The organism is Microcoleus sp. BM001215392, from assembly GCF_036700185.1.
Taxonomy (GTDB): domain Bacteria; phylum Cyanobacteriota; class Cyanobacteriia; order Cyanobacteriales; family Microcoleaceae; genus Microcoleus.
This window is the reverse complement of sequence record NZ_JAUBOJ010000070.1, coordinates 1-22,954: the sequence shown is the minus strand read 5'-3', so window position 1 is coordinate 22,954 and position 22,954 is coordinate 1. Positions and strand designations below refer to the sequence as shown.

The 22,954-nt window shown below is 43.1% G+C and carries 24 protein-coding genes; 13 read left to right on the top strand and 11 right to left on the bottom strand.

What is annotated here, in order from left to right; all coding sequences use genetic code 11:
• On the bottom strand, positions 1–274 hold a 274-nt coding region (locus QT974_RS10835), incomplete at its 3' end, for a hypothetical protein (protein ID WP_333468495.1).
• On the opposite strand from QT974_RS10835, the gene QT974_RS10830 reads away from it, so the two are divergent.
• Positions 273–623, top strand: coding sequence for a hypothetical protein (locus QT974_RS10830; RefSeq protein ID WP_333468494.1), 351 nt, complete (start codon positions 273–275; stop codon positions 621–623). The two genes, QT974_RS10835 and QT974_RS10830, sit on opposite strands and share 2 nt — an antisense overlap.
• Here the strand turns inward: QT974_RS10830 and QT974_RS10825 are convergent.
• From QT974_RS10825 to QT974_RS10795, 7 genes are all read right to left on the bottom strand, one after another.
• Entirely contained in the window at positions 595–1,152 is a 558-nt protein-coding gene (locus tag QT974_RS10825; RefSeq protein WP_333468493.1) for a hypothetical protein, read from the bottom strand. The genes QT974_RS10830 and QT974_RS10825 overlap by 29 nt on opposite strands.
• Positions 1,152–2,411, bottom strand: coding sequence for a replication initiation factor domain-containing protein (locus QT974_RS10820; RefSeq protein WP_333468492.1), 1,260 nt, complete (start codon positions 2,409–2,411; stop codon positions 1,152–1,154). The genes QT974_RS10825 and QT974_RS10820 overlap by 1 nt, the downstream gene beginning before the upstream one ends.
• A 1-nt stretch (position 2,412) precedes the next feature.
• Positions 2,413–3,609 (bottom strand): zonular occludens toxin domain-containing protein, encoded by a 1,197-nt coding sequence (locus tag QT974_RS10815; RefSeq protein ID WP_333468491.1) that lies wholly within the window; start codon positions 3,607–3,609, stop codon positions 2,413–2,415.
• Between the two features lie 130 nt (positions 3,610–3,739).
• Entirely contained in the window at positions 3,740–4,090 is a 351-nt protein-coding gene (locus tag QT974_RS10810) for a hypothetical protein (protein ID WP_333468490.1), read from the bottom strand.
• A gap of 192 nt (positions 4,091–4,282) precedes the next feature.
• Entirely contained in the window at positions 4,283–4,465 is a 183-nt protein-coding gene (locus tag QT974_RS10805) for a hypothetical protein (protein WP_333468489.1), read from the bottom strand.
• Positions 4,466–4,467: 2 nt separating this feature from the next.
• Positions 4,468–4,752: a hypothetical protein gene (locus QT974_RS10800; protein ID WP_333468488.1), complete on the bottom strand. Its 285-nt coding sequence runs from the start codon at positions 4,750–4,752 to the stop codon at positions 4,468–4,470.
• A gap of 114 nt (positions 4,753–4,866) precedes the next feature.
• Positions 4,867–5,460: a hypothetical protein gene (locus QT974_RS10795; RefSeq protein ID WP_333468487.1), complete on the bottom strand. Its 594-nt coding sequence runs from the start codon at positions 5,458–5,460 to the stop codon at positions 4,867–4,869.
• 317 nt (positions 5,461–5,777) lie between these two features.
• On the opposite strand from QT974_RS10795, the gene QT974_RS10790 reads away from it, so the two are divergent.
• The 3 genes from QT974_RS10790 to QT974_RS10780 all read left to right on the top strand — a co-directional run bounded on the left by QT974_RS10790 (position 5,778) and on the right by QT974_RS10780 (position 7,102).
• The gene (locus QT974_RS10790) at positions 5,778–6,050 is read left to right on the top strand and encodes a hypothetical protein (protein ID WP_333468486.1); all 273 of its coding nucleotides are present in this window, start codon (positions 5,778–5,780) and stop codon (positions 6,048–6,050) included.
• Positions 6,037–6,666, top strand: coding sequence for a TraX family protein (locus QT974_RS10785; RefSeq protein ID WP_333468485.1), 630 nt, complete (start codon positions 6,037–6,039; stop codon positions 6,664–6,666). Before QT974_RS10790 ends, QT974_RS10785 begins: the two co-directional genes overlap by 14 nt.
• A gap of 193 nt (positions 6,667–6,859) precedes the next feature.
• Positions 6,860–7,102, top strand: coding sequence for a hypothetical protein (locus QT974_RS10780; protein WP_333468484.1), 243 nt, complete (start codon positions 6,860–6,862; stop codon positions 7,100–7,102).
• Positions 7,103–7,439: 337 nt separating this feature from the next.
• Here QT974_RS10780 and QT974_RS10775 read toward each other — a convergent pair whose 3' ends face one another.
• A complete protein-coding gene (locus tag QT974_RS10775; protein WP_333468483.1) occupies positions 7,440–8,861 on the bottom strand; it encodes a CHAT domain-containing protein in 1,422 nt (473 codons plus the stop codon).
• Between the two features lie 180 nt (positions 8,862–9,041).
• The gene (locus QT974_RS10770; RefSeq protein WP_333468482.1) at positions 9,042–9,305 is read right to left on the bottom strand and encodes a hypothetical protein; all 264 of its coding nucleotides are present in this window, start codon (positions 9,303–9,305) and stop codon (positions 9,042–9,044) included.
• A gap of 43 nt (positions 9,306–9,348) precedes the next feature.
• Here QT974_RS10770 and QT974_RS10765 point away from each other — a divergent pair, with 43 nt between their 5' ends.
• The 4 genes from QT974_RS10765 to QT974_RS10750 all read left to right on the top strand — a co-directional run bounded on the left by QT974_RS10765 (position 9,349) and on the right by QT974_RS10750 (position 15,040).
• On the top strand, positions 9,349–9,990 hold the full coding sequence (locus tag QT974_RS10765; protein WP_333468481.1) for a hypothetical protein: 642 nt from the start codon (positions 9,349–9,351) through the stop codon (positions 9,988–9,990).
• 31 nt (positions 9,991–10,021) lie between these two features.
• Positions 10,022–10,957, top strand: coding sequence for a DUF1822 family protein (locus tag QT974_RS10760; protein ID WP_333468480.1), 936 nt, complete (start codon positions 10,022–10,024; stop codon positions 10,955–10,957).
• A 21-nt stretch (positions 10,958–10,978) separates the two neighbouring features.
• Positions 10,979–13,444 carry a CHASE2 domain-containing protein gene (locus tag QT974_RS10755; RefSeq protein WP_333468479.1) on the top strand — a complete coding sequence of 822 codons (2,466 nt, stop codon included), beginning with the start codon at positions 10,979–10,981 and terminating at the stop codon, positions 13,442–13,444.
• A gap of 1,125 nt (positions 13,445–14,569) precedes the next feature.
• Positions 14,570–15,040, top strand: a complete 471-nt coding sequence (locus QT974_RS10750; protein WP_333468478.1) for a MarR family winged helix-turn-helix transcriptional regulator — start codon at positions 14,570–14,572, stop codon at positions 15,038–15,040.
• 338 nt (positions 15,041–15,378) lie between these two features.
• Here the strand turns inward: QT974_RS10750 and QT974_RS10745 are convergent, their stop codons facing one another.
• Complete coding sequence (locus QT974_RS10745; RefSeq protein WP_333468477.1) at positions 15,379–17,061, bottom strand: N,N-dimethylformamidase beta subunit family domain-containing protein; 1,683 nt, start codon at positions 17,059–17,061, stop codon at positions 15,379–15,381.
• A gap of 359 nt (positions 17,062–17,420) precedes the next feature.
• Here QT974_RS10745 and QT974_RS10740 point away from each other — a divergent pair, with 359 nt between their 5' ends.
• The 5 genes from QT974_RS10740 to QT974_RS10720 form a co-directional block, all read left to right on the top strand.
• Positions 17,421–19,370 carry an FAD-dependent oxidoreductase gene (locus QT974_RS10740; protein ID WP_333468476.1) on the top strand — a complete coding sequence of 650 codons (1,950 nt, stop codon included), beginning with the start codon at positions 17,421–17,423 and terminating at the stop codon, positions 19,368–19,370.
• A 183-nt stretch (positions 19,371–19,553) separates the two neighbouring features.
• Positions 19,554–19,694, top strand: a complete 141-nt coding sequence (locus tag QT974_RS10735; RefSeq protein WP_333468475.1) for a hypothetical protein — start codon at positions 19,554–19,556, stop codon at positions 19,692–19,694.
• Positions 19,681–20,367: a class I SAM-dependent methyltransferase gene (locus QT974_RS10730; protein WP_333468474.1), complete on the top strand. Its 687-nt coding sequence runs from the start codon at positions 19,681–19,683 to the stop codon at positions 20,365–20,367. The genes QT974_RS10735 and QT974_RS10730 overlap by 14 nt, the downstream gene beginning before the upstream one ends.
• Positions 20,367–21,437, top strand: coding sequence for an aromatic ring-hydroxylating dioxygenase subunit alpha (locus tag QT974_RS10725; RefSeq protein WP_333468473.1), 1,071 nt, complete (start codon positions 20,367–20,369; stop codon positions 21,435–21,437). The genes QT974_RS10730 and QT974_RS10725 overlap by 1 nt, the downstream gene beginning before the upstream one ends.
• Positions 21,438–21,596: 159 nt before the next feature.
• On the top strand, positions 21,597–22,954 hold a 1,358-nt coding region (locus QT974_RS10720), incomplete at its 3' end, for a DUF262 domain-containing protein (RefSeq protein ID WP_333468472.1).

The following is a 22,954-nucleotide window of genomic DNA, read 5'->3' as shown; positions in this document are numbered from 1 at the left end:
CAGCAGTTTGAGCAGCTAAATTAGCTAACCTAATTCTCTCAAGCTCAGCTCGATAATTATCACACTCCTGTGTAGACACACCAAATATTCCAGCAATGCTAATCAAAGTCGCAATAATCGGCAACCAACCAATCGCAATTGAGCCCAAAGCAAACCCAACTAAATAAGCAGCAGTACGCGCACTCAACAAACCTACGCTTGCTGCTATAATAGGTGCAACTTCTGCAATTAACAATCTTAAACCAGTTAACGATTTAGCAATTCTTAACAACATGAAAATAGAAATTTGCCTGCGATACATTCATCAAAGATATCATAATATTACCAAATACTATGATACAGAACAAGAGGTAGAGGCAATTATCAATATTCACTTGCGACTACCAAAAATAATAACGTGGAAAAGAATAATAAAATTATCTATTATTATCGGAATATGTAAAGAATTTTTCCGCGCTCAAAATCAATCTATTTTTATTGTGAATTTACTAACAATGGTGCAACAAAATGAAAAGGACTTAAGATATGGCTTTATGAAAAGATATTACGGAAAACTAAAAGATTTACCAGAAAAAAATGAACCCAAAGAAAAAATTACCTCCTTGTTAACTTCCAAGCTTTAACAAGTGCAGCAATACTCATAATTGGAATACCAGTATTGTACATCACCACTGCGGCGTAACGTAAAATCGGTGAATTAGTTGAATTAATTGCTGCAATCATCAATGCTGGAATGCGAATCGAATCAGGAGACTGTGGCATTAAATTTATGGCAGCAGAAGTAGCACTCGTAAGCAAGCCACCAGCACCAGCATTTTTATTGAACAAACAAGCGTACTGTTCGAGTTCAGCAGCAGTCAATGCTCGCCGCCAAGTATTAGCAACCCAATAAGCATCAGGGTTAAATGTGGTAGACTCTCCTCTACTCGACACTAGCTCCAAGGGCTTGTTTTCAGCTCGAATATCTCTAGTATAAAAAGCTTGGCAAAGTTCAGTTAAATCCGTACCAACAGGAACGTTGCCCATACCGTAAGCAGCAGAAATCATCTCCTTAGATTCTGTCTGAATCATCTCAAAAGTACACCAAGTATAAACTGGCGGCGGTAGCGGTGCGGTCGCTAAATAAATTGGCAATAAAAATTGAATCATCATCAATCACCAAATATAAATTTAATTCCAAGACCCATAATTACAAAAGGCCGCAACGCGTTAACAATCATCCCAGGCAAGCAAATGCGATCAAAGTTCAAACCAGAGTTAACCTGAAAGCACCCATCACCGACAGCGTTCAAGTAAGCCTGCTCAGTAGCGTTGGGCATAGCAATATCAATCGGAAATTTCTGCACCATCTGGGAGCCAAGCGAAACAGGCGCAGGAGTGGCAGGACAAACCAAGCCTGAAGCAATTGCGCCAGAAGTTTGCAAGAGTATAAAAAAAATCCCTGCAACAGTCAATCCTAAAAATTTAGCATTGGCAATAATGCTGCGGTGACGCGGCTTCATCCGAAGTTTACCGGCCGCCAGCACCGATCGCATAAATTCATCATATTTCTGACTACCCATAAATTCCTCTAGCATCGCAAAAGTAGCGCTGTGCCGGCGCACAAACGCGATCGACTTTTCAATGTCCAAATGCAATTGCACTGCCGGCACGCTAACGGCTCCATATTTATAAATCCTAAAAAATTCAACATCGCTGCGCGATCGAGCAAAATTAATCTGACCGCAAGCCACGCCGTTTAAAAAAGTTGGTAGCTCAACAGGAGGCAAAGCAACAATTTGCTGCATAACCCACAAAGCGCGCGTTCGCTTAAACTCAACCTCCAGTCGATCGCAATCAACCCCATCTATGTTCTTGTCGTAAATGCGGACGAAGCGGTCGGACTCTCGCGACCCTAAATAAACAGTTGTACCTGGTCGGTTGCCACCGTGGGTCATAACGCGGCGCACAGTTCGATATCCAACCAAGAGACCATCTTCGATAAATCCTTCCCAGTAGCGCAGCGACAACCTAGGCGATTGCAGTGGAAAGTCCAAAGCTATATCAATACGGTTGGCAGTAAATTGATATTCGCACTGAGCGCAAATTAAAAGTGTGCGAACTGAATCAAGAGAAATTGAAGCCAAAGCAGAACCGTTTAAATCAACAAAGTAACGGTGAAATACATCACTTCCACCAGACGGTGCATAATGAATGCCCATCAAAGAACCTTGAAATTCGTAAATTTCATGCCAAACTTTGTTCAAAGCGAGTACGTTAGTATCGCGAATATCGGACATTTGCTGCTGTTTTTTCTCAAAAGGTAATTTAATGATTGAGCAAAGAACCTGAATCATTCGCGGTGAAGAACTTTCAAACTGAAAGCGCAGCCAATCAATTTTAACACTTCGAGGCAAATAATCCTGTTGCATATTATTTAAATATCCTAAAAGGGAAATAGAAACAACTGCCAGTCAATATCAAAAATACTATGAAATTTTTAGGTAAAAAGAAACCTGTAACTATCAATGATACAACCCACAAAACAACGCCTATAAAAATATTCCAGGTGATTTTATAGCTATTTTTAGTTGATGCATCCATACTCTGCCAAGTCATCCACTCGCGAGTAATTCGCAAGTCTAATCTCTTCAAACCCCTGTGGCTGGCAGCAGGCAATAAATTCCACAAAAATAAAGTTTGCTGCTGAAAGCAGTGAGGGCCGGGAAATGGGATTTGACCCTGCAACTTCCAAGCTACAAACGGATGATTGCCGCTAGCTTCATAAATCCGCTTTTTCTTGAAGCGATCGGCTTTGTAGTAAGTATCTAATTTCTCCTCAATTTCAGAAAACGTATAGCCAGCTTCCATTAAATCCGAGGATGAAAGTTCAACAGAAGAACCGGAGTCAATAATATAAGGATAATACCCAAAATCAGTTTTTTTAGCAAATTTAGAAGCTTGCAAATCCTGTTCCTCCAATAGTCCAAAACTATCGTAAGTGCAAAAAGTTTGAGCGTCGTGACAATTGATAATACCTTTCCAATGCTTGGTTGCAAGCACCCAAACCTTGACTGGATTTTTGCGAACTTTGGGATCACGGAACCAAACCTCAAACTCTGACGGTTGAAAAAGATGAACGTCCTTAAATAAAAGCCGCTCGTTTTTAAGTTCATTATCCCATACCGCAACCCCCTCAGCATACAGTATGTCAGAGCATATTTGATGAATCGAACTATGTACTTGAGAAGGATATTGAGCTGCATAAATTATGTGCTGCGCCCTCTTTCGATTATTAGCTACCGCATTAAAAGCTTCAGGTGGCAAAGTCCAGCTTTGAGCGCTAGGAGCATACAATCCCATTTCATCAAGCAAAATTACTGCGTTTTTAATTTGCAAAAATTGAGCAAAATTCTTATTGGCACTAACGTAATAAACAATCCCTTTCGGAATATTTTCCCAAAGCCAGCGGAGATTGTTGACCTTACAATAATAAGCCAAATTTAACGGATCGAGGCAAAAGTTAGTTACGAGTTTAAGTTGATACTTATCAGCAATTCTCAACCCGTGCTGAAACATCAGCAAACTTTTGCCCCGACCCGGCAATCCATAAATGCCAGTGAAAGGCATTACAAACGAAACTCAAAAAATTCAGGCAAACTCAATATCAAAATCCAGCTTAGCAATAACAAATTGTAGCCAAAAATTGAAGAGGCAAGTTTAGAAGAATCAACAAGTTTGTTCGTCCAATCGCTCATGATCAAACCCGACTCAAAACCATATTGAGCACGCGCAGCGTAACCATGAAGCCCATAGGGGCTAAAGCCACACCAAACGCCGCCAAACCAATACCGTCAATCGCCTTAATCATATTGATGGCATTTGTCACCCCAGCCGCAATCGAAGCAGCAGCAGCAGCAGAAGCATCAGCAGCACCACCGCCAGCAGCACCAGCTTGGGCAGTTCCAGCGGTAGCAATTGCACCGCTAACTCCTAAGACAGCTCCACCAACAGCAACAGACCGAGCAGCTTTAGAAGCTTCAAACTTATAAAACAAATCGTTCAATTTTTGAACTTGCTCGCGGTCAATCGTAAAAATTTCAACGGTCATTTTTTGGCTCCAAATTAATTACGGGAACTACACAAAAATGGACTACGAGGAATTTTAGATACAATACCGAGACCCCGATAGTTAGCGAAAGTATTAACAATCACAACAAACAAACGTTGGTATCAATAAACTTATTCGGTAACTCACGGTATCGTTCAGCAGCAGGCACTACTGATTTAACAAAATCTTTCATCAATCTAAAAACCTTTTGGCAAGAACAATAAATGCGTGAGTGGATGTAGCAGCTAGTGCAGCTTTCATAGCCCAGTCCATTGAGAATTCGATAACAGGCTTGATATCATCCTTGATAAAATTCATCGCATCAGCCGCACTAGGAACAGTCATTAAATGCAAGGAAACAATTAAAAACCACATTATCAAGACCTCATTCTAATAGCTATTCCAAAAGCACAAGCAATAGCCATACTTCCAAAGTGGTCAGCAATAAAATCTTGTGTGGAAATTTTCATGTTGTTAGCAAACTGCTCGGGGCTCCCAAGAACGACAGACATTTTAGAAACAGCTTGAGCGCCAGTTATGCGATCGGATGCTAATGAAGGGCTGAAAGAATTGCCCAGTAACCAAAAACCACAACTGAAAATAAGAAAAAATGCGGCCAAACGGCAAGAATAACAACCATTAAATCGATAGGCATTTTTCATAAGCCTCAATCAATAAAAAGCCTGACTATTCTAAGAATCAAAGCTAAGCAGAAAAATTGGGTCAAAAGAACAAACAAGTTAGACCAGACAAACCCAACAATTAATCCAATCAAATCATTGTTGTTGAGAGATGTTAGAAGTGTCAGCATTGTTTAATTCTTCATCATCCTCATCAACTTCTTGGGAAACCTTGACCTTAGTCCATTGAGTTTTGGTCAAATTAAACAAAGCCAAGTATTCTTTGAAAACATCACTCGGCGAATTGCCAACAGCCTTAAGCCATCCATCCCAGTAAGGGGTAGGATTGTTACCGTTGCCAACGGCAGCAGGTTTGAGAGCGAGAACAAAACTGTAATATTCACCCTCCACTAACTTGCTAATGTTAAGCGAAGGAGTAACGCCAAGTTTGCAGTTATAAGGGTTGGGGACTTCAGACATAACCATGTCAAGCGGAGTCTCTACAGAAGTGGAGCCATTGAACTTTTGCAAAGGCATCTGACCCGACTGCAAGTAAGGCAGAAATAAAAATGCTTTGTTATTGCCAGAAGCATTCAACTCCGAACCTCCCCAACGACCCCAGGCAACAAAAACAGGATATCCAGCAACGCTGGTAGTCTTCATGCCCTGGCGAGCAACAGTCTCACCACCAGTATCCGCAAGCTTGAGAATAGATGAAATGAAATCGCGACCTTCTTTCGTAGCAGCCATTACTTGCCGTTCTCCTTGTAACGCCGCCACATCTTGTCAGACCAGGATTCAGCAGGCGGAGGTGGGGGAGTGTAAATCGGACTAGGAACTGGATTTGGACGAACAACCGAAGGAGTCGGACTAGGACTCGGGGTAGGACTCGCAGAAACGATAGAAGCCAATAGAAGCGCCTCAATCATTGATTTTCCTCAAATCGATAAATCAAGATTAAACAAACGCAGTAAATTAAAGAATGATGATTCTACGTATCTTTTTGTGAAACTATTGACTGAAAAAATCAAGCTTAGTAAAGTTTAAGTATGAATCTCGAAAAAATTATGAGCATAAATGACTTAATACTGCTTTCAATATTGTCAAATAAAGAACTGACACTTTCTGAAATTATCAAAAAGTTTAGAGAGTTGGAATTAGAAAAACTACCAACACGTACCGGAATATATAGCAGACTAGCAATCTTATCAACAAGAAAATTGATGCAAACATCGTGGAAAGAAGGGGAAAAACTATATAAAAGCTCTGATATCGGAAAGAACGTAGTAGAAAAATTCAGAGTAAACTTAAATCAATTTTACCACAATGAATCAAAATAAAATCAAATGGCTAGCAACATTGTTGATGCTAATAGACCACATCGGAGTATTAATAGAATTAGAGCCAATGCGAATTTTAGGAAGGCTAAGTTTTCCACTATTCGCATGGGTATTCGCTCAAAATTGGCAGCGCCCAAACGAAAAAAAAAGTCTAGTCACTCGACTAATACTATTTGGAGCAATATCGCAAATACCTTACATCTTACTCTTTAAAAACCTGCAACCAAATATTATGTTTAGCTTTGCAGTAGCAGCAACAACTTTTGGGTGTATCCGAAAGTTCGATCGCAAAATCGCAATTTTGGGAATAGGACTAGCTGGTAGTCAAATTTTAAATGTGAGTTATGGCTGGTATGCGGTAACTTGTCCGTTAATGATGATTAGCTTAAAAGGCCAAGGCGATCGACTGTGGTGGTTTGGCTGGATTGTAACAAATATAATTTACACAATTACCGCTGGATGCTGGTATCAAATCTTTGCAGCACTAGCGCCGTTAATTTTGAAATATCACGATCCAAAATGCGATCGTAAACCAGGCGCAATCGAAAAGAGATTTTTTTACTACTTCTACCCAATCCACATAGCTGGACTAGCTGCACTACGAGCAATTATATAAAAGTAGCGTGTTTTGTGGCTAGCTCTTGCACGAGCTTTCACTGGCTTTCACCACCGCCGATACTGCCTCGGTTCGCCACCAAAAGAAATATAACACTGGGGATTCTCTGTAGCCGCCCTGCTTTGCGTTACTGTGCGGGGCGGCTGGGTTTTTGGGTTTTCCTGACCAGAAAAACCAAAAACTAGGAGATTATATGATGTCACAGGAATTTTTGCCTGACGATAACTCGTCAGATTGTCGAAATGACGGCTCAACATTATGCGAACAGGAAATCGTGCAGATAACTGTTGTTGGTTCCCGCAAAGCCGTTTTAGAAACCATCCACACCTTGTATCGGCTAGGATTTGCAGCCGTTGGGGATTGGAGTCCGCCGCAGCGAGGGCCAAAGCCGGGACAAGTGATTAGTGTCCTGATTAAGCGATCGGGCAAAGTCTAGAAAATGGGCTGGCTTCATCGGTAATATCGGTTGATCCGTAGAGTCTCGTGCCGGACACGGTAATGTCTATTAGTGTCAACTTCAGGTCAAACTTAGTACCGATCTACTGTTTGACTATTAGGCCCCGATCGCCCTGGCACACCTCGAACCAAGGGGGGAAGTGGAAATGGATCAATGTCCCCGCAACGATTCGGGGGATGCCAGGAGGATCTAGACTTGGATAAAAGCGAAATTTATCAAGCATTTTAGGCGATTGTTGACACGACGAAAGGCAATGCCGTTTCCCTACAGGTATCGCATTGTGAAACAGGCCGAAAAGCCTGTTTCACCCCCTCAATTACCAAGGACTGCCAATCATACTAAAAGCCGCCCAATAATAAGGATGCGATAAATCTTTGCTGTCGAGTTTGGGGATAGACGCAGGTAAAGAAATTTCGCCCCGAGAACTTCGCAATTGACCGTTTTCTATGGTTAGTTTACCTTCAATCGCTGCAATTTGTGCTTGTCGCATAGCTTCAGCTTTAATGACTGGAGGATCTTGAGGTTTGCTAACTTTTAACTGCTGGTAAAACTCAGTCATCAGCGCCAAAGTCCCCGCATCTGACACATACCACAAGCTGGCGAGGGCAGATTTGGCTCCGGATTGCAGCGCTAAACCGGCAAATCCGAGTTCTGCTTCTCTGTCTCCCAAAGCTGTTCTACAGGCGCTCAATACTAACAGTTCCAGCGGCGGATTGTTCCATTTCAAATCTCTCATTTGAGAAAATCTCAGTTGATTATCCCAAAATTGTATGTAGGAGTTATCAGCAGATCCCGGGCGGAATTCCGCGTGAGTAGCTAGGTGGATGATGCCGTATCTTTGTTGCAGCCGCTGCGATTGCAAGTTGACAATGGTAAAATCTTCGTTGACAAAGGATTGACCAGGCCACTGTCGGGCGATCGCCCTTAGTTCTAACGGGACTGCTGGGAGAGGTTGTTTGTTCGCCGTTTCTGAGAAAATGGCTGCTCCCATTCCTAACACGTGGGAGTTTTTGAGATCGGCGTAATTGATGTCTGTCAGCTTGAATGCCGGAATCCGCGCCATGCTGTATTTTTGGATCAGAAATTGCTTTCCGTCGTGCATTGCTGCTAGGGGTACGGTTCGCAAACCTTCGCCGACACAGAACAGCAATGTGTCAATTTTTGCGAGTTTCAAATCGGTTTCTAAAGGCGAAATTATCCACTGATAAAGTTTTTGGGCTGGTTCGAGATAGCTGTTGGTGTTGATTTTTACCTGGTTGGTGATTTCGGTGCTGAAGGCTTTGACTGTTGACAGCAGTATCTGTTGTTTGGCTGACGGGACGCTGCGGAGTATTGGCGGGCGATCGGGCAAGATTAAAATTAGTTCTAGTTGGTCTGTACGCGGGATGGCGTAAATTAAGGCTGGTTTTTTCTGAGTTTGAACTGCTAGGCGCGAGAGAGTTTTTGAGATTGTTTGAGCGGTTTTTTCCCGGGCGGCAAAGTCTTGTTCCAAGTATTTTTGATAGTCTTCTTCCCAGTCTTTTTCAATTCTGGTAACGGCTTCTGTGAGGTTTCCGCGATCGAGAATCTCTCTCATTTCTTGCCCGTTAAGTCCGCCCGGGTCGGTTTTCTGGGGAATCGCAGGGAGGTTTGCGGAACTCCAGCAAAAAAATATTGCTATCAAACAGTAAAAAAGGGCTGTTTTAAGTTTTTTCTGAGTCCAGTGTTTTTGGCGGTGCTGCTGAGATTGGTGGTGCATGATTGGGAGCCGTTATACCTTTTTCGATATTCGATTTTTGGATTCAGATTAAAGAATTGGGAACGATCGCTCAAATAAAGGTTTGGAGATTTCCTCAAGTTAGATTATTTTTTAGAATTGGTATTAATACCGCAGTTGACTGTGCTGCGTGCGAATACTTAACTGTGTTGGCGAGCCCGATTATAACATTCCACACCAAAGCCAAACATCTCGTACCGGCTGTGTCACAAGCACCGCTTGATTCGTGACGCACCAACGATCGCCCCGCCATCCAGAAATTCGCGATTTATGTAAAGTTTTGTAAATTTTCCTGGGTTTTGCATAAAAATCGCAGATCCCGACAGATAGGCAAATACAAGGCATTGCAGGAGGAGGCGATCGCTCGCCCAGTAGCCGCACAGGGGCTGTTGGTGAGAGAATTAGCTGAACTCCGGCGGCCTGCATCGCTGGTTGCAGACAATTTTTCTGAGTACCCTTGGAACAAGAGATGCCTAGTAAAGATGAAATTGACGATCGGCTCAAACAGCTAGCCATAGCTGCTAAAAATCATCAGCCTCAAACTGTTGAACGACAGAAAGCTGTAACAACATTAGTAATGGAAATTCAAAAATATAAAATTGTTAAGTTTCCCAAAAATTTCAGTTTTACTTGGGAAATTTATCAGGAAATTTGCACGGAAGCCTACCAAGATTTAATGTTCCGCATCTGCCGGGAAATCAAGAACTACAGACCAGAGAAAGAGGTGAGCCAGTGGGTAAATTTCTTGATAATTAAATGTTTTCAAGAAGCTACGCCTAGAGTTATAGGTCGCAGCGACTTCAAACGTTCATACTATAAAGATATTGATGCTTTTTTTGATGGACAAACCAATCAACAGGAAGATGAATCTGACCTACTAGCCAAAGCTCTAATCGAGATAATTGAAGAAGATCCAGGCGATGTTTTTAAAAGTGAAGTCAGTAAAAAGCACCCGCAGGTCAATTTTCAGTTGTTGCTTGTCAAGAGAGAGATAGAAGAAGTAAGTTGGGAACAGATATCCGCAGAGTTGGGGGTCGGGATTTCAACTTTAAGCAGTTTTTACCGGAGGTGTTTTGAGAAATTCACGCCCAGGTTCAGAGAATACTTATAGGACATTCAACAGCAAACACCAGAGATGAATCATGAATAACACACAAGTTGATTTTGTTTTGACAATTCCGATCGCCCCAGCAGCGCACCACAGCGCTCAAACCCTTGGACAGCAACAACGTGACTCAAAAAAAGCCAAACAGGTTTATTTGAATGCTTTAGCAGTCCACGCAGTCGATTTTTACTTTCAGTGCATGGAAATAGAGACTGATTTAGCCGCCAGCAATATTTGGAATCCTGTAGTTCAGAAATTTATGGATGTGGCCGATTTGGATGTCAAAAATATTGGCAAATTTGAGTGCCGCTGGGTGCGCGAAGGTGAAGATTTTGTCTCGATTCCGACAGAAGTGCGATCGGACAGAATTGGTTACATCGCTGTAGAGATAGCTCAATCTCTCCAGGAGGCGAAGTTGCTGGGATTTGTACCAACAGTCGATCGAGAACAAATTGCCGTGACCGAGTTAAAATCGATCGACCAACTGCTAGACTATTTAGAACTGCTCAAACCCGTAAATCTCAGTCAGTGGTTGCAAAATGTTTTTGATACTGGTTGGGAAACAGCCCAAACGCTGTTTGATTCAAAACCTGAATCGCAGTTTGCTTTCCGCAGTCCTCAACTTTTAGAAAGTGATGCTTCTACAAATAGAATGCTACCAGTCAGGCGAGGCAAATTGCTCAACTTAGAGCGGGGAAAAGAACAAGTAGCTTTATTTGTGGGATTGATGACAACAGACGAACCGGATATCGATATTTCGATAGAGGTTTATCCCACAAACGGTCAAACCAATCTGCCTAACAATTTGCAGTTGATGGTGCTGGACGATGGAGGAGAAACCGTGATGCAAGCTAAAGCAAATAGAACCGAAAAGTTGCTATTTGAGTTGAAGGCAGAACCGGGAGAGAATTTTAGCGTCAAGTTGGCTTTAGACGATTTCAGCATCACTGAAAAGTTTTCATTCGATCGTTAGCAATGAATGGGGGTGTGCGTTATGGATAAGTTAATTCTACTCAAATTAGACGGAAATTGTGAAGAAGGTTTTCGCTGTACAGTCCAAATTTGGAAAAATAATCAATTTCCGTCTATTGATTTTACCGCCAGCCAAAAATTGCCCCCCAACCCGCAAATAGCTGTTTTTGAAGAAGAACACTGGCGGGATAAATATCGGATTTTGGGCGCAGATTCCCGCCACCAACCGCAAAAATTAGTTAATTTAATTTACCCGTCATCGCAGGAAAACGTACCGAAAAATGCTGTCAAATCTAATCTTAAAAAATCTTATTTTCGGATCAAACCAGGCAGGATTAACAGCAGAAGTCCTGTGCAAGATTGCAGAGAATCTGGTAAAAAACTAGCGCAGATGCTGAATGATTGGCTGGATGCTCCTGAGTTTGCGAATGTGGAGAGGCTGATTGGCGATAATTTAAATCCCGATCGAGAAGCGAGGGTGCTGATTTGTACAGATGACAAGCACTTGCACAAGCTACCTTGGAATCTATGGGATTTGTTTAAAAGATTTCCGAAAGCAGAACATTCGCTGAGTAACTTCAACTATATAACTAGGGAAAATCCGCAAAAACCAGTCCGCAAGTCTCAGGTGAGAATTTTAGCGATTCTGGGAAACAGCGCTAGAATTGATGTCACGACGGATCGGAAAATTTTGGAAAATTTGTCTCCCCATGCTGAAGTGAAGTTTTTAGTTGAACCGAAAGCGGACGAAATTAATAACGAACTTTGGGATCAGTCTTGGGATATTATATTTTTTGCAGGCCACGGGGAAACTGAAAACGATATTGGAAAAATTTATATCAACAAAAATGATTTTTTAACAATTAATGAGTTGTGGTGCGGCTTAAGAAAAGCCGTGGATAAGGGTTTGCAACTGGCAATTTTTAATTGCTGCGATGGGTTGGGCTTGGCAAGAAATTTAGATGATTTTCAAATGATTCCGCAAATGATTTTAATGCGGGAGTTTGTGCCGGATTTTGTAGCTCAGGAATTTTTAAAGTGTTTTCTGAAAGAGTTTGTTAATGGTAAGTCTTTGTATGCAGCAGCCGGGGAAGCGCGGCGCAGGTTGGAGAGTAAGGAAAAGAATTTTCCTTGTGCTAGTTGGTTGCCTGTAATTTGGCAGCATCCGGCAGCGGTGCCGGCGGTTTGGAACGATTTTTTGCTGCCGCCGGATGCGCCTGTGGTGGCGCGGGATGCACCTGCGGTGACGGCTTGCAAAAAACCCCCAGTTAAGGGTTTTTCACGCTTGAAGCCGTTGATTTTGGCGAGTCTGGGTTGTACCTTTGCTGTGATGGAAGCGCGCTATTTGGGGGTGATGCAGCCGTGGGAACTCTCAATGTTCGATCGACTCATGAGCCACAGACAACCTGAACCCATTGACAATCGGTTGTTGGTTGTGGAAGTGACAGACAAGGATGTTGAGAAGTACGGGTATCCTCAAAATGATGCTACTTTAGCAAGGGCAATGGAAAAATTGCAGCAGTTTCAACCTTTAGTAATTGGTTTGAATATGCACCGCTCTGCGAGCAGAGAGTCGGGAAGGCAAAAATTAATTGCGCTGTTTCAAAGCCACCCGAATAATATTACTATATGCAGCTATGGCGATACCAAAATTTACGAGCCACCGCGGGAATTGTCTCAAGGTAAGTTAATAAATCAAATCAGTTTTAGCAATTTACCAAACGATGAAGCTCGCCACGAAAAAGGTAGCAGCATTCGCCGTCAACCTCTTTCTTATAACTCTAATTTTTCTAATTTAACTGAAAATTGTCGCGCTCCCAACAGCTTCAGCTTGCTGTTGGCTTTGCGGTTTTTGGAGAGTCGAGGGATTGCAGCACAGATAACTCAGAATCAAGAGTGGCGAATTGGTGGGGTTGTTTTTCCAAAATTGGCGGCTCGTACAGGAGGTTATCAAAATTTAAATTCGCCCGTCAGTCAAGTATTGCTCAACTACCGCGCTCATCCCAAACCGGCTTTTAAAGTTACGCTTGAAGAAGTTTTGTCAGGGAATATAAGCTCGGATTTAGTTAAAGGTAAAATTGTGTTGATTGGCCACACTTCCCAAGCTTCTAGCGATGAATCGGATACTGTTTACGGTAAAATGCCGCGCGTGTGGATTCACGCTCATATGGTGAGTCAAATTCTCAGCGCTGCGCTCGATAAAAGGCCGCTATTGTGGGTTTTGCCTCAGTCGCAAGGGATACAGTGGGGAGATGCTATTTTTGTGTGGTTGGTGGCTGTTACTGGCGGGTTGTTGGCGGGGCGCGGCCGATCGCCTTTGGTGTTGGCGATCGCTCTTGGTGCTATGATTTTTTTGCTGTATCAAGGTGCGATCGCTATTCTGGCTTTCGGGGGCTGGATGCCTTTAGTTCCTTCGGTTTTGGCTGTGGTTTCTACGGCTGGTATTTTGTTTGCATACGATCGATCTCACTCGCGTCTGCGCCCTTAAAATCTCTGAATTTAGCACCAATCAATCGCCCCCAGCCTCGGCGTTTGAAACTGGCGAAATCGATATATAGCCGAGTCTCAGATAGATATGGTTTAAAATTATCCACGGAGATTTGCTGATTTTACTGTGGGGCAAATTTTCAATAATTGCTTTTTTTATCGGAGATATTTAGTTGTCAGTTAAGTTGGCAGAATCAAGCTCAACTAGCAATAACACAGAAATCAAAGTATTCTCAGCTTAATGGTAGAGTCCGGCTGGCTGGCTGGATGTTTTGGGCGGCGACAAGTGGGGGGCGGAATATTTTCAGTTATATCTTAATTGAGTTGAGTGGCGGCAATCTTCGGGAAGACAGGTACTTGGAAGCATCACAGAAATGCTGTTAAGGCTCCTAATAAAAATTAAATTTTTGACGTTTTCAAATTTATATGTGTCAATTGTGTCACTGGGATCTCGCCTGCAAACCCTCGGCACTAATAAACTTTAATCTCGCACTTTTTTTTATTTGTGTAACAGTTGTGATAGATATCACTAAGAATATATCTGTTATATGTATAATCACCTAATTAACAGGGCTTGACACCACGCGATCGATCTGTGCGATCGACAACTCATAAATAATCGATCGCAAATTTAAAGCAACCGGGCAAGTTAAATCAACGAAAATAGCCGATTGCGGCAGTTAATTGAAGAAAACTGAAGTCAGCTATGCTGAATCGATTAAATTGCCAAATTCACTCACATTTATCCTCAAACTTGACAATTTTACCGAAATAAATAAAATTTAAATTATTAGGCTCCCTAACAATTAGTATTGCTGCAATTGCGGTATAGAGAGAATACCTGTACTGTTTATTAAGAAAATTCGCCCTCTATCGTCCATAATTAAATGCCTCCGCCATCTATACTTACGTAGATTCTCTGAGAAAGGCTCAACTGAAAACCTAAATAACCGAGCCAAGCACCCTAGTATGCAGGTGCGATAGCTTCCAAGAGAGCCTCTATGGAGGCAAAGTTTTTTACTCAAACATGAAATTTGATTTGTATGCTGCACCAACCGAGCATCCCTTTTGCTCACGCCACCTTGCTGAATACAGCGATGGTGGACTTGTCTAACAGGGAACCAACATGAATTTGGAACAATCCTCTACAGGAATAACCCCCGAGCGCTGCGCTGCTGAAGTAGTAGAAATCATTCCCCTGATTGTGGGATCGATTCGAGCGCAAATGCGAAATCAAGGAGAATCTTTTTTATCGATATCTCAGTTTCGCAGTCTGATGTTTATTTACCGCTATCCAGGTTCTTCTTTATCGAAGTTAGCAGATTATTTGGGAGTGACTCGACCGACTGCTTCTGCTATTTGCGAGCGCTTGGTTCAGGAAAAATTTGTTAACCGCCAAGAACATCCTCAGGAACGGCGAGCGGTGGTGCTGACACTGACAGAAACTGGTCGCGCGAGGCTGGAAGAAATTAGAGGTATCACCTCGATCAATATTTCACCAATGTTCGAGGATTTATCTGAGGAGCAGATGGGGATAGTTTGGGCCGGATTGGCGCTACTCAGACAGGTGTTTGATGGTAAGTCAAACGATAAGTAAAACGGGTGCATCTGAGTTGGGAAAATATATCGCTCCGGGCTCTGGCATGACCTCCGTAAATATGAGATTATAACTAATAACTTATATGCGGTTATGCCGAGAGCCCTCTTCCAAAACCAGATGCACCCAGTAAAACATCTCTACAGCACTTATTGATTGTATAAATTGTTATGTATCATAGTAAGGTGCGCGCTGCGCGCCCTACAGCTTTTTGTTGATAGCTCGTTGGCATTTGCACCTGAATAATAGTTTCAGTTTTCCGCCTTCTGCTCCGTCCCCCTCGCCAGAAAAGAAACTTGCAAGGGGACGACAGTTTTTTGATCGACTAAGTATTAGATTCAAGATTTAGCTGAATTTAACAGCTTTGCTAAAACGTTTCGGGTTATCTGCTGAGCTGCGGCATTTAAAACTGGCGATCGCAACTCCGGTGCATTATAATTATCCAATCCCCACGCCCACTGCATCGAACCAGTCGCAAATACTTTCGCCCCGGAATTTGCTGTATAAACGGTCATGTCAGCATAGCGAGTGCCGCCGCCGTGAGGGTAGGGCGAATGGGCGATGCGAACTAGATTTTTTGGGGCATTCCCAAATATGCGATCGACTTCATAACCCAACAGCCCTGGTAATTTGTCACCATGTTTTAAATCTGTTTTGTCTAGCAGCCAATCCGGAGCGCTTAGATCGATGACTATATCAGAATTAACTTGAAATGTTTCGTACATAACGCCGATTAAAGCATCTTCGGGGCTGCCGACAGAGCTGTCTCGCCAGCGAGTTGTTACTAAGGAATATAGCGCTGGAGGTTGATTGTAAGCTGTTGCTGTTCGATCGCGTTCTGGTTTGCCGATGCCGTAGTTTAACTGGCCGGCCGCCGCGATTTCTACCGACGAATTAACCGCCCCAACTTCTGCTTTAAATCCGCCCAAAGGATCTAAATCGGCCATTTCTTTATAAGCTACTACAGTTCGGTTTACTTCTCCAGTAATCCGGCTGGGTTCTAGGCGGATTTGCCAGTAGCAAATATTGGAACCAAAAAAGCCGAGGCTGACGCCTTCGTCTCTAGCTGCTTCGATATTTTCTCGCATATCTCGCGACCAATATTCATCGTGACCTACAGACAAAAATGCTTTGTGAGACAACAGCAAGCGAGAGTTAAAATGCGTGTCAATGTTGGTGGCATAAGTAACATCGTAGCCTTCTTTTTCCAGCCACCTGACCATGTTGTATTCCCAACCAGCACTCGAAGTTCTCCTTTTTGGCTGAAAATTAGTCAGAAATTCCCCCGCACCTATGCCGTAAGCTGCTTTGCGGTTGGGACTCATGGCGTAGGGCCGATTAAACGAAACTTTGTAAGCTTGTTTGGCGTGACTGTTCCAGCGGTAAAGCGATTTGTAGCCCCAATTGTTGTAGGCTTGAAAAGTGGTAACGCTGGATTGAAATAAAATGTCGGATTTGCGATCGTCATCCCGCACTGTAAAAATGATATAACTTTGCTTGGACGTACGGCCAGCAGTGAGTTTGGCTAAATAAATGCCGCTTGTCCAGTCCGAATGGCGATCGGGAATTCGCAAAATATACGGATCTTTCCAATCACATTCTATCAGTCCTGATGCTTCATCTTCTCTCGGCGGAGGCTGTCTGATTGCCTTGCGTACAATTGGGTCATTCATCCGGCGGCCGCCGAGTCCATCATACCATCCGGTGCGGAATATTTCTATGGTATAATTTGGTTCTTTAGTATTGACAAATAATTTAATTTCGCCACCGAGATTGACGCTAGTGAGAGAGGCATAACCTTCGATTTCTCGCTTGGTAGCAGGATTTTCTAATTCCCAATCTGCGGTACCGGGTTTTTGGTTTTCTCGGGCTGTGGGATTGGTGGCTAACGCACTTTTTTCGTAATTTGAATAGTCTTGAGAATGTGCTGCGCTGTTATAGAAAACAGGAGCCGCTAAACCAATTGAGAAAGCTTTAAGAAATTCTCGGCGACGCAATTTCGATAAAAATTTAACTGTCACTGGTATAAGTCTGTGGATGTTAGGCGATCGATTTTAGACTTGGGTTTCGAGCGAGCAGGCTTAACATTACTTTACACGATTCCTTAAGACATCATACCTGAGATAGATTATTTTGCGATCGTCCGGCTCGATCGCACAAACCCGATAATCTGTCTGAGTATTTCTTCCGCTATCATGTCTTAGGTCTTATGATATATGGGCTTATGGCATATACCCATCACGGAATAATTTTAGAGACAAAAGCCGATTTGAGATGTTTAGAGGTAGAAATCCCCCGAAGCATCAGTAAATCGCCCCTAAAATCTAAAATCCCAAATCCCAATCCAAAATCGGATGACCTATTTGTGTGAACCACGTTTATGAGTCAATCAACCAATCCACCGCTATCGCCAGTTTCTCGACGCACCGCCCTCAAATTCCTGGGAGTCGGCGCCGCCGGCGGAATGCTGGGCTACTCGCGATTTTCCAAACCGGAACCCGCCGTTTTTGAGCAAGATACTCTTGATTTACCGCGAATGCTCAATAACCGCAAAACAGTTGCAGTTGTCGGGGGAGGCTTGGCCGGGCTCGCCTGTGCTTACGAACTAAGTCAGCGGGGTTTCGCCGTGACGCTGCTGGACAAATCGCCCCAACTCGGCGGTAAAATTGCTAGTTGGCCGATACAAGTCGGGAACGAAACCTTCATGATGGAACACGGCTTTCACGGTTTTTTTCCGCAATACTACAACCTCAAAAGTGTGGTAAAAGAACTAGAAATTACCGATAACTTTGTATCTTTAGAATCCTACGCCGTCGTGTTTCGAGACGGCAAATATCAACCAGAAGTTTTCCGCCCCAACCATTCAGCTTTCCCCTGGAATATCGTTGATTTGGGAATATCTTCTCCGAACCGGCTCAAGTGGGGAATCAACCTCACAAAACCCGCTCACTGGCAAGTATTTCGGGAAATCGGCGGTTTTCAAACTCAGAAAAGTTTCGCTCGCCTCGATAACATATCAGTAGCCGACTGGGTAAAAGGTGAATTCCCCCGCGGACTTTACGACTTGTATTTTCTGCCTTTTGCCAAGTCCAGTCTCAACGCTCCCGACGAATTGAGCGTAGGAGAATTAATGCAATTTTTCCATTTTTATTTTTTTGGAAATCCCGAAGGTTTAGCTTTCAACGGCACGCGGCAAGATATGGGCACAAGTTTGGTGCAGCCGATTGCCAGATCCATTGAAAGCAAAGGTGGGAAAGTATTGACAGATGTCGCAGTTAGTAGAATTCACTGGGAAAACGGTCAGATTGATTCTTTGACTTATCAGTCTGGAGACGTGCAAAGTAAAGTTCCTTTTTGGGTGAAGCGAAACGCGCTGTTAACTGATAGCAATTCTACGGAATATTTCGGGGCTGGCGATAGTGTATTTGCCGCCGCACCCGGAGGGAAAGAGGCAATTTCTCTGAGCTGCACTCACCAAGGCTGCACAGTTAAAAAACAAAATGACGGTCAATTTCACTGTCCTTGTCACGGCGCAGTTTTTGATGCTGAGGGGCGAGTTGTGAGCGGGCCTGCTCAGCGGGATTTACCGAGATTTAAGGTGGTAGATAAAAAAGCAGATGAGGTACAGTTAGCCGCTGCGGTTGACAAGTCGCAGCCACAAAAATCGGGTGAAATATTGAAGGCTGATTATTATGTTTTTGCGGCGGATGTTCCGGGGATGCAGCATTTGTTTAGTTTGGCCAGCGGTGAGGTGAACCCGCAGGTGCAGAGCCGCATTGAGGGCTTGAAAATAGCCGATCCGTTTGCGGTGGGCCGTTTTTGGTTCGATCGCGATTTCCCCTGGGAACACAGCAATTTTAGTTCGCTTTCTGGCTACAAACTGACTGATAGCATCACGCTTTACCACAAAATTCAGGATCAGTTTATCGAGTGGCATCAGAAAACTGGCGGCAGCGTAGTGGAACTGCACGCTTATTGTTACAAGGAGAAGGAATTTCCCAACCAGGAAGTTTTGCTGGCGACTTTCGAGCAAGAATTGTATGAAATTGTACCGGAATTAAAAGCAGCGACTATGTTGCACCGGGAGTTGGTAAATCAAAAGAATTTTTCGGGTTATCCGCCCGGTAGTTATGCAGAAAGGCCCGAGACTTGTTGCGCTGTTCCCAATCTGTTGTTTGCCGGAGATTGGGTGAAAATGCCGTTTCCTTGCGGTTTGATGGAAAGGGCGGTGAGCAGCGGTTTGTTGGCGGCTAATGCTATTTTATATCAAGAGGGTTTGCAAAGGCGATCGCTCTTGACTGTTAATCCCGAGGGCGTTCTAAAAATCTAGGGTGTGCAGCGAGCTGGGCGGATTTCATATTATGTCCGCATGAACGACGACAATAAAAGCGGTTCTATCGTTCGGACTTTAGTCCTCAGGAAAAGAAGGACTAAAGTCCTGACTACGAACCTTTTTATTTTGTAGTTAATTTAAAGGGGCACAAAAACATTGGTTTATGGCTAAAATAATCAGGTGGCAAAAATCCCAAATCCGCACCAACGAAGAGCAGAAAAAGCAGAGCTTGGAAACAAAAAAATCATCGCCGTCGATTTGGGTGCATTTGCGGTTAAAATGTTGAATGAGTATAAAGCAAGAATAGATGCTGAAGAGTAACTGGAAAATTCGGAATAAATCCGTAACGTTTGATGATTTTGCAACAGAATATGATTTTGCTGCCACCTTGCAAAGCCAGAATGATTTCTTTACTAAAAACCTGTCTGCCAGCAGAGGCACAGCATTAGATATTGGCTGCGGTTCGGGAATTCTTGCTTTTGAATTAGCCAAGTATTACGAGCGGGTGGTGGCAGTCGATTTGTCAGCAAAACTGCTGGCTATTGCTCGTCAAAAACGCTCCGCCCCGAATATAGAATACATCCAAATGGATGCCAGTCAATTAGCGCTCGACCGCCAATTTGATTTAATAGTTAGCGCCGCAACTTTTCACCACCTGTCCAACCTCCCAGCCGCTCTTTCATCAATAAAAAAAATGTTGAATAGGCAGGGAAAAGTTGTCTTGTTAGATAATGTATCGGAAGTTGAAACACCTGCAACAATCGGCAACATAATAGGTGCAGTGAGAGATTTTAGATTAGATTGTGCCAAATACGGGTTTCGCAATGCTTCAAAATTATTAAAATTTAGATTGTCGCCAAGCTGGTTGAAGCATTTAGCTAGGGATAAGTATTTGTCAGAAGGGAGATTTAAAAAAATTTACGGTCGTTGCTTTCCCGGCTGTTATTTTGTAAGATTGGGTTGTTTTATGGGCGTAATTTGGGAAAATTTGTAATGCAAAACAACGCGATCGAATCGGTATCTGCAAAGGAAAAAAAAACTCACATCCGCGAGTTGGGTATTAATTGCGAGCAATGGTATGCAGTCGCCCGCAGCACAGAGGTACAGAGTCAGCCGCTACCTGTGATATTGTGGCATCGGGCGATCGTGCTTTTCCGCGACAGTGCAGGCAAAATCAACGCTTTAGAAGACAGATGTCCGCACCGACAAGTTAAACTCAGCCACGGCAAAGTTAAAGGCGATTTAATCGAATGCGCGTACCACGGATGGCGGTTAAATGCCAGCGGAGAATGCGCAGAGGTCGATTATTTAGCAGAAAACCAAAAGCTACCTAACTGCAAAATTCGCTCCTATCCAGTCAAGGAGCAAAACGGTTTTATCTGGCTGTTTCCCGGCGACGCAACCCAAGCCGAAAAAACAGATTTATTGGATTTGCCAGAGTGGGAACATCTCAATTATATTGCCACAGTTTCAGTCATCGACTGTCAGGCGCACTATTCATTTTTAATTGAAAACTTGATGGATATGTACCACGGACACTTGCACGACGATTGGCAAGCTTGGGCAAATCCCGTATTAGATAGTTTAACAGAAGACGAGCATCAAGTAACAGCTCGCTATCAGGCACAAAGTTATTACAAAATAGATAAAATTTGGTCAATTTCCCAGCTATTTTTTAAATCTCTGCGCAAGCTGCACCCGGAACCGCTTGACGTGAGTTATGTTTACCCGCACTGGGTTTCAACATTGGGAAGCGACTTTAAGATTTACTGCTTGGTTTGCCCGGTAAGCGAGACAGCAACTCGCGCTTATTTAATTCATTTTACCTCATTAAATGCGTTTTGGCGGCTGCACAAATTGCCTGTGTGGTTTCGCAAGTTTATTAAAGATAGTTGTTTTGGTGCTGCTCAAAAGTTATTAGATGGTTTGGTGCGGCAGGATGTGTTAATGATTGAGGAAGAACAGCAGGCTTTTTTGCAGAATGCGGAAACAAAGAGTTACGAATTAAATCGGGCGTTGGGTAGCGTGCAGAAGTTGATGAGAAGTCAGGCGGAAAATGGGTGATGCAGCCGCAGATTGAAACCTGCGGCGCGACGAATGGAACCAGTCTGCACTGGCTAAGTTGAGAGTTAGCCTTTCTCAGCTTAAGCATGGTATTCTATTAACAGGAAAAATTGAAGTTTTAGAAGCAATTGCCAACCATATCTAACACAGGAACCAAGCATGAATCGTGTCAGTATCAAGGGCGAGGAACACCCAATTAGAAAAATATTTAGCGATGACTTTGTGTTCATGATTCCCCTCTACCAGCGCCCCTATGCTTGGACAAAGGAGGAAGCTGGGGAACTCCTGGAAGACCTGCTAACATTCTTGGGAGAAGGTAACGAGACGATTGATGAACTCAACCCCTACTTTCTAGGCAGCATTGTTTTGATTAAATCGGAGCAACCAGCCGCTGAAATTGTAGATGGTCAGCAACGTCTAACCACCCTCACCATACTACTAGCTGCTCTCAGGGCATCATTGCCAACAGAACACGCCAATGACTTAACCACTTTTCTCTACCAAAAAGGCAGCTTAATTGCGGGTACTCCTAATCGTTACCGTCTGACTTTGCGCGAGCGAGATGCAGAATTTTTTAAGGCATATATTCAAAATGAAGGTGGTATTAACAAGCTCAAAGAATTGAACAGTGCTGAGCTGATGGATAGTCAGAAGCTGATTAAAGAAAATGCACATTTATTCTTGCAACGTTTCCATGCGATAGGCGAAGAGTGCTGTATACGCCTTGCCCAGTTCATCATTACTCAGTGCTTCTTGGTAGTGGTTTCTACGCCTGACTTTGATTCTGCATATCGGATATTTTCTGTGTTGAACAATAGGGGATTAGATCTCTCCCTAACTGATATCTTGAAAGCTGAGATTATCGGAAAAATACCCGAATTGCAACAAGAAAAATATACTAAAAAGTGGGAAGATATCGAGGAGGCTCTGGGACGCGAGCTATTCAAAGACCTGTTTTCTCATATTCGCATGATTAAGGAAAAGAAAAAACTCAACAAGAGCGTCCTTAAAGATTTTCAGGAAAACATCAATCCTGCGGCTGAGCCTCAGCAATTTATTGATGAAACTTTAACTCCTTATGCTAATGCTTTTTCGGAAATTCAGAATTTAAGGTATGAAAGTGTTGGGCGTGCAGAAGAAATAAATCAACTGTTTAAATTTTTAGACTATATTGATAATTTTGACTGGATACCGCCTGCCATTTTCTACCTATCGCGCAATCATAATAACGCCGATAATTTGGTACGTTTTTTTACTGATTTAGACCGCTTAGCCGCAGGTTTAATGATTGTCCGCTCTAATATAAATGAGCGCATTGAACGTTACAGCCGATTGCTAACTGCTATTGAACAAGAGGAAGACTTATTCAATTCCAATTCGCCGCTCCAGTTTACTCGGGAAGAGTCGAACAATATACTTAAAGTCTTAGATAGTGACCTTTACCTAATTAAAAAAATTCGTCGTTATGTCTTGCTGCGCTTAGATGCTGCTCTTTCAGAAGGTGAAGCATCTTACAA

What these genes read in the sequence shown, in the direction of transcription:
- QT974_RS10830 (WP_333468494.1), top strand. Translation starts at nt 273, where the DNA reads ATGAAAATAGAAATTTGCCTGCGATACATTCATCAAAGATATCATAAT.
- QT974_RS10825 (WP_333468493.1), bottom strand. Translation starts at nt 1,152, where the DNA reads ATGATGATTCAATTTTTATTGCCAATTTATTTAGCGACCGCACCGCTA.
- QT974_RS10820 (WP_333468492.1), bottom strand. Translation starts at nt 2,411, where the DNA reads ATGCAACAGGATTATTTGCCTCGAAGTGTTAAAATTGATTGGCTGCGC.
- QT974_RS10815 (WP_333468491.1), bottom strand. Translation starts at nt 3,609, where the DNA reads ATGCCTTTCACTGGCATTTATGGATTGCCGGGTCGGGGCAAAAGTTTG.
- QT974_RS10810 (WP_333468490.1), bottom strand. Translation starts at nt 4,090, where the DNA reads ATGACCGTTGAAATTTTTACGATTGACCGCGAGCAAGTTCAAAAATTG.
- QT974_RS10805 (WP_333468489.1), bottom strand. Translation starts at nt 4,465, where the DNA reads ATGTGGTTTTTAATTGTTTCCTTGCATTTAATGACTGTTCCTAGTGCG.
- QT974_RS10800 (WP_333468488.1), bottom strand. Translation starts at nt 4,752, where the DNA reads ATGAAAAATGCCTATCGATTTAATGGTTGTTATTCTTGCCGTTTGGCC.
- QT974_RS10795 (WP_333468487.1), bottom strand. Translation starts at nt 5,460, where the DNA reads ATGGCTGCTACGAAAGAAGGTCGCGATTTCATTTCATCTATTCTCAAG.
- QT974_RS10790 (WP_333468486.1), top strand. Translation starts at nt 5,778, where the DNA reads ATGAGCATAAATGACTTAATACTGCTTTCAATATTGTCAAATAAAGAA.
- QT974_RS10785 (WP_333468485.1), top strand. Translation starts at nt 6,037, where the DNA reads ATGAATCAAAATAAAATCAAATGGCTAGCAACATTGTTGATGCTAATA.
- QT974_RS10780 (WP_333468484.1), top strand. Translation starts at nt 6,860, where the DNA reads ATGATGTCACAGGAATTTTTGCCTGACGATAACTCGTCAGATTGTCGA.
- QT974_RS10775 (WP_333468483.1), bottom strand. Translation starts at nt 8,861, where the DNA reads ATGCACCACCAATCTCAGCAGCACCGCCAAAAACACTGGACTCAGAAA.
- QT974_RS10770 (WP_333468482.1), bottom strand. Translation starts at nt 9,305, where the DNA reads ATGCAGGCCGCCGGAGTTCAGCTAATTCTCTCACCAACAGCCCCTGTG.
- QT974_RS10765 (WP_333468481.1), top strand. Translation starts at nt 9,349, where the DNA reads ATGCCTAGTAAAGATGAAATTGACGATCGGCTCAAACAGCTAGCCATA.
- QT974_RS10760 (WP_333468480.1), top strand. Translation starts at nt 10,022, where the DNA reads ATGAATAACACACAAGTTGATTTTGTTTTGACAATTCCGATCGCCCCA.
- QT974_RS10755 (WP_333468479.1), top strand. Translation starts at nt 10,979, where the DNA reads ATGGATAAGTTAATTCTACTCAAATTAGACGGAAATTGTGAAGAAGGT.
- QT974_RS10750 (WP_333468478.1), top strand. Translation starts at nt 14,570, where the DNA reads ATGAATTTGGAACAATCCTCTACAGGAATAACCCCCGAGCGCTGCGCT.
- QT974_RS10740 (WP_333468476.1), top strand. Translation starts at nt 17,421, where the DNA reads ATGAGTCAATCAACCAATCCACCGCTATCGCCAGTTTCTCGACGCACC.
- QT974_RS10730 (WP_333468474.1), top strand. Translation starts at nt 19,681, where the DNA reads ATGCTGAAGAGTAACTGGAAAATTCGGAATAAATCCGTAACGTTTGAT.
- QT974_RS10725 (WP_333468473.1), top strand. Translation starts at nt 20,367, where the DNA reads ATGCAAAACAACGCGATCGAATCGGTATCTGCAAAGGAAAAAAAAACT.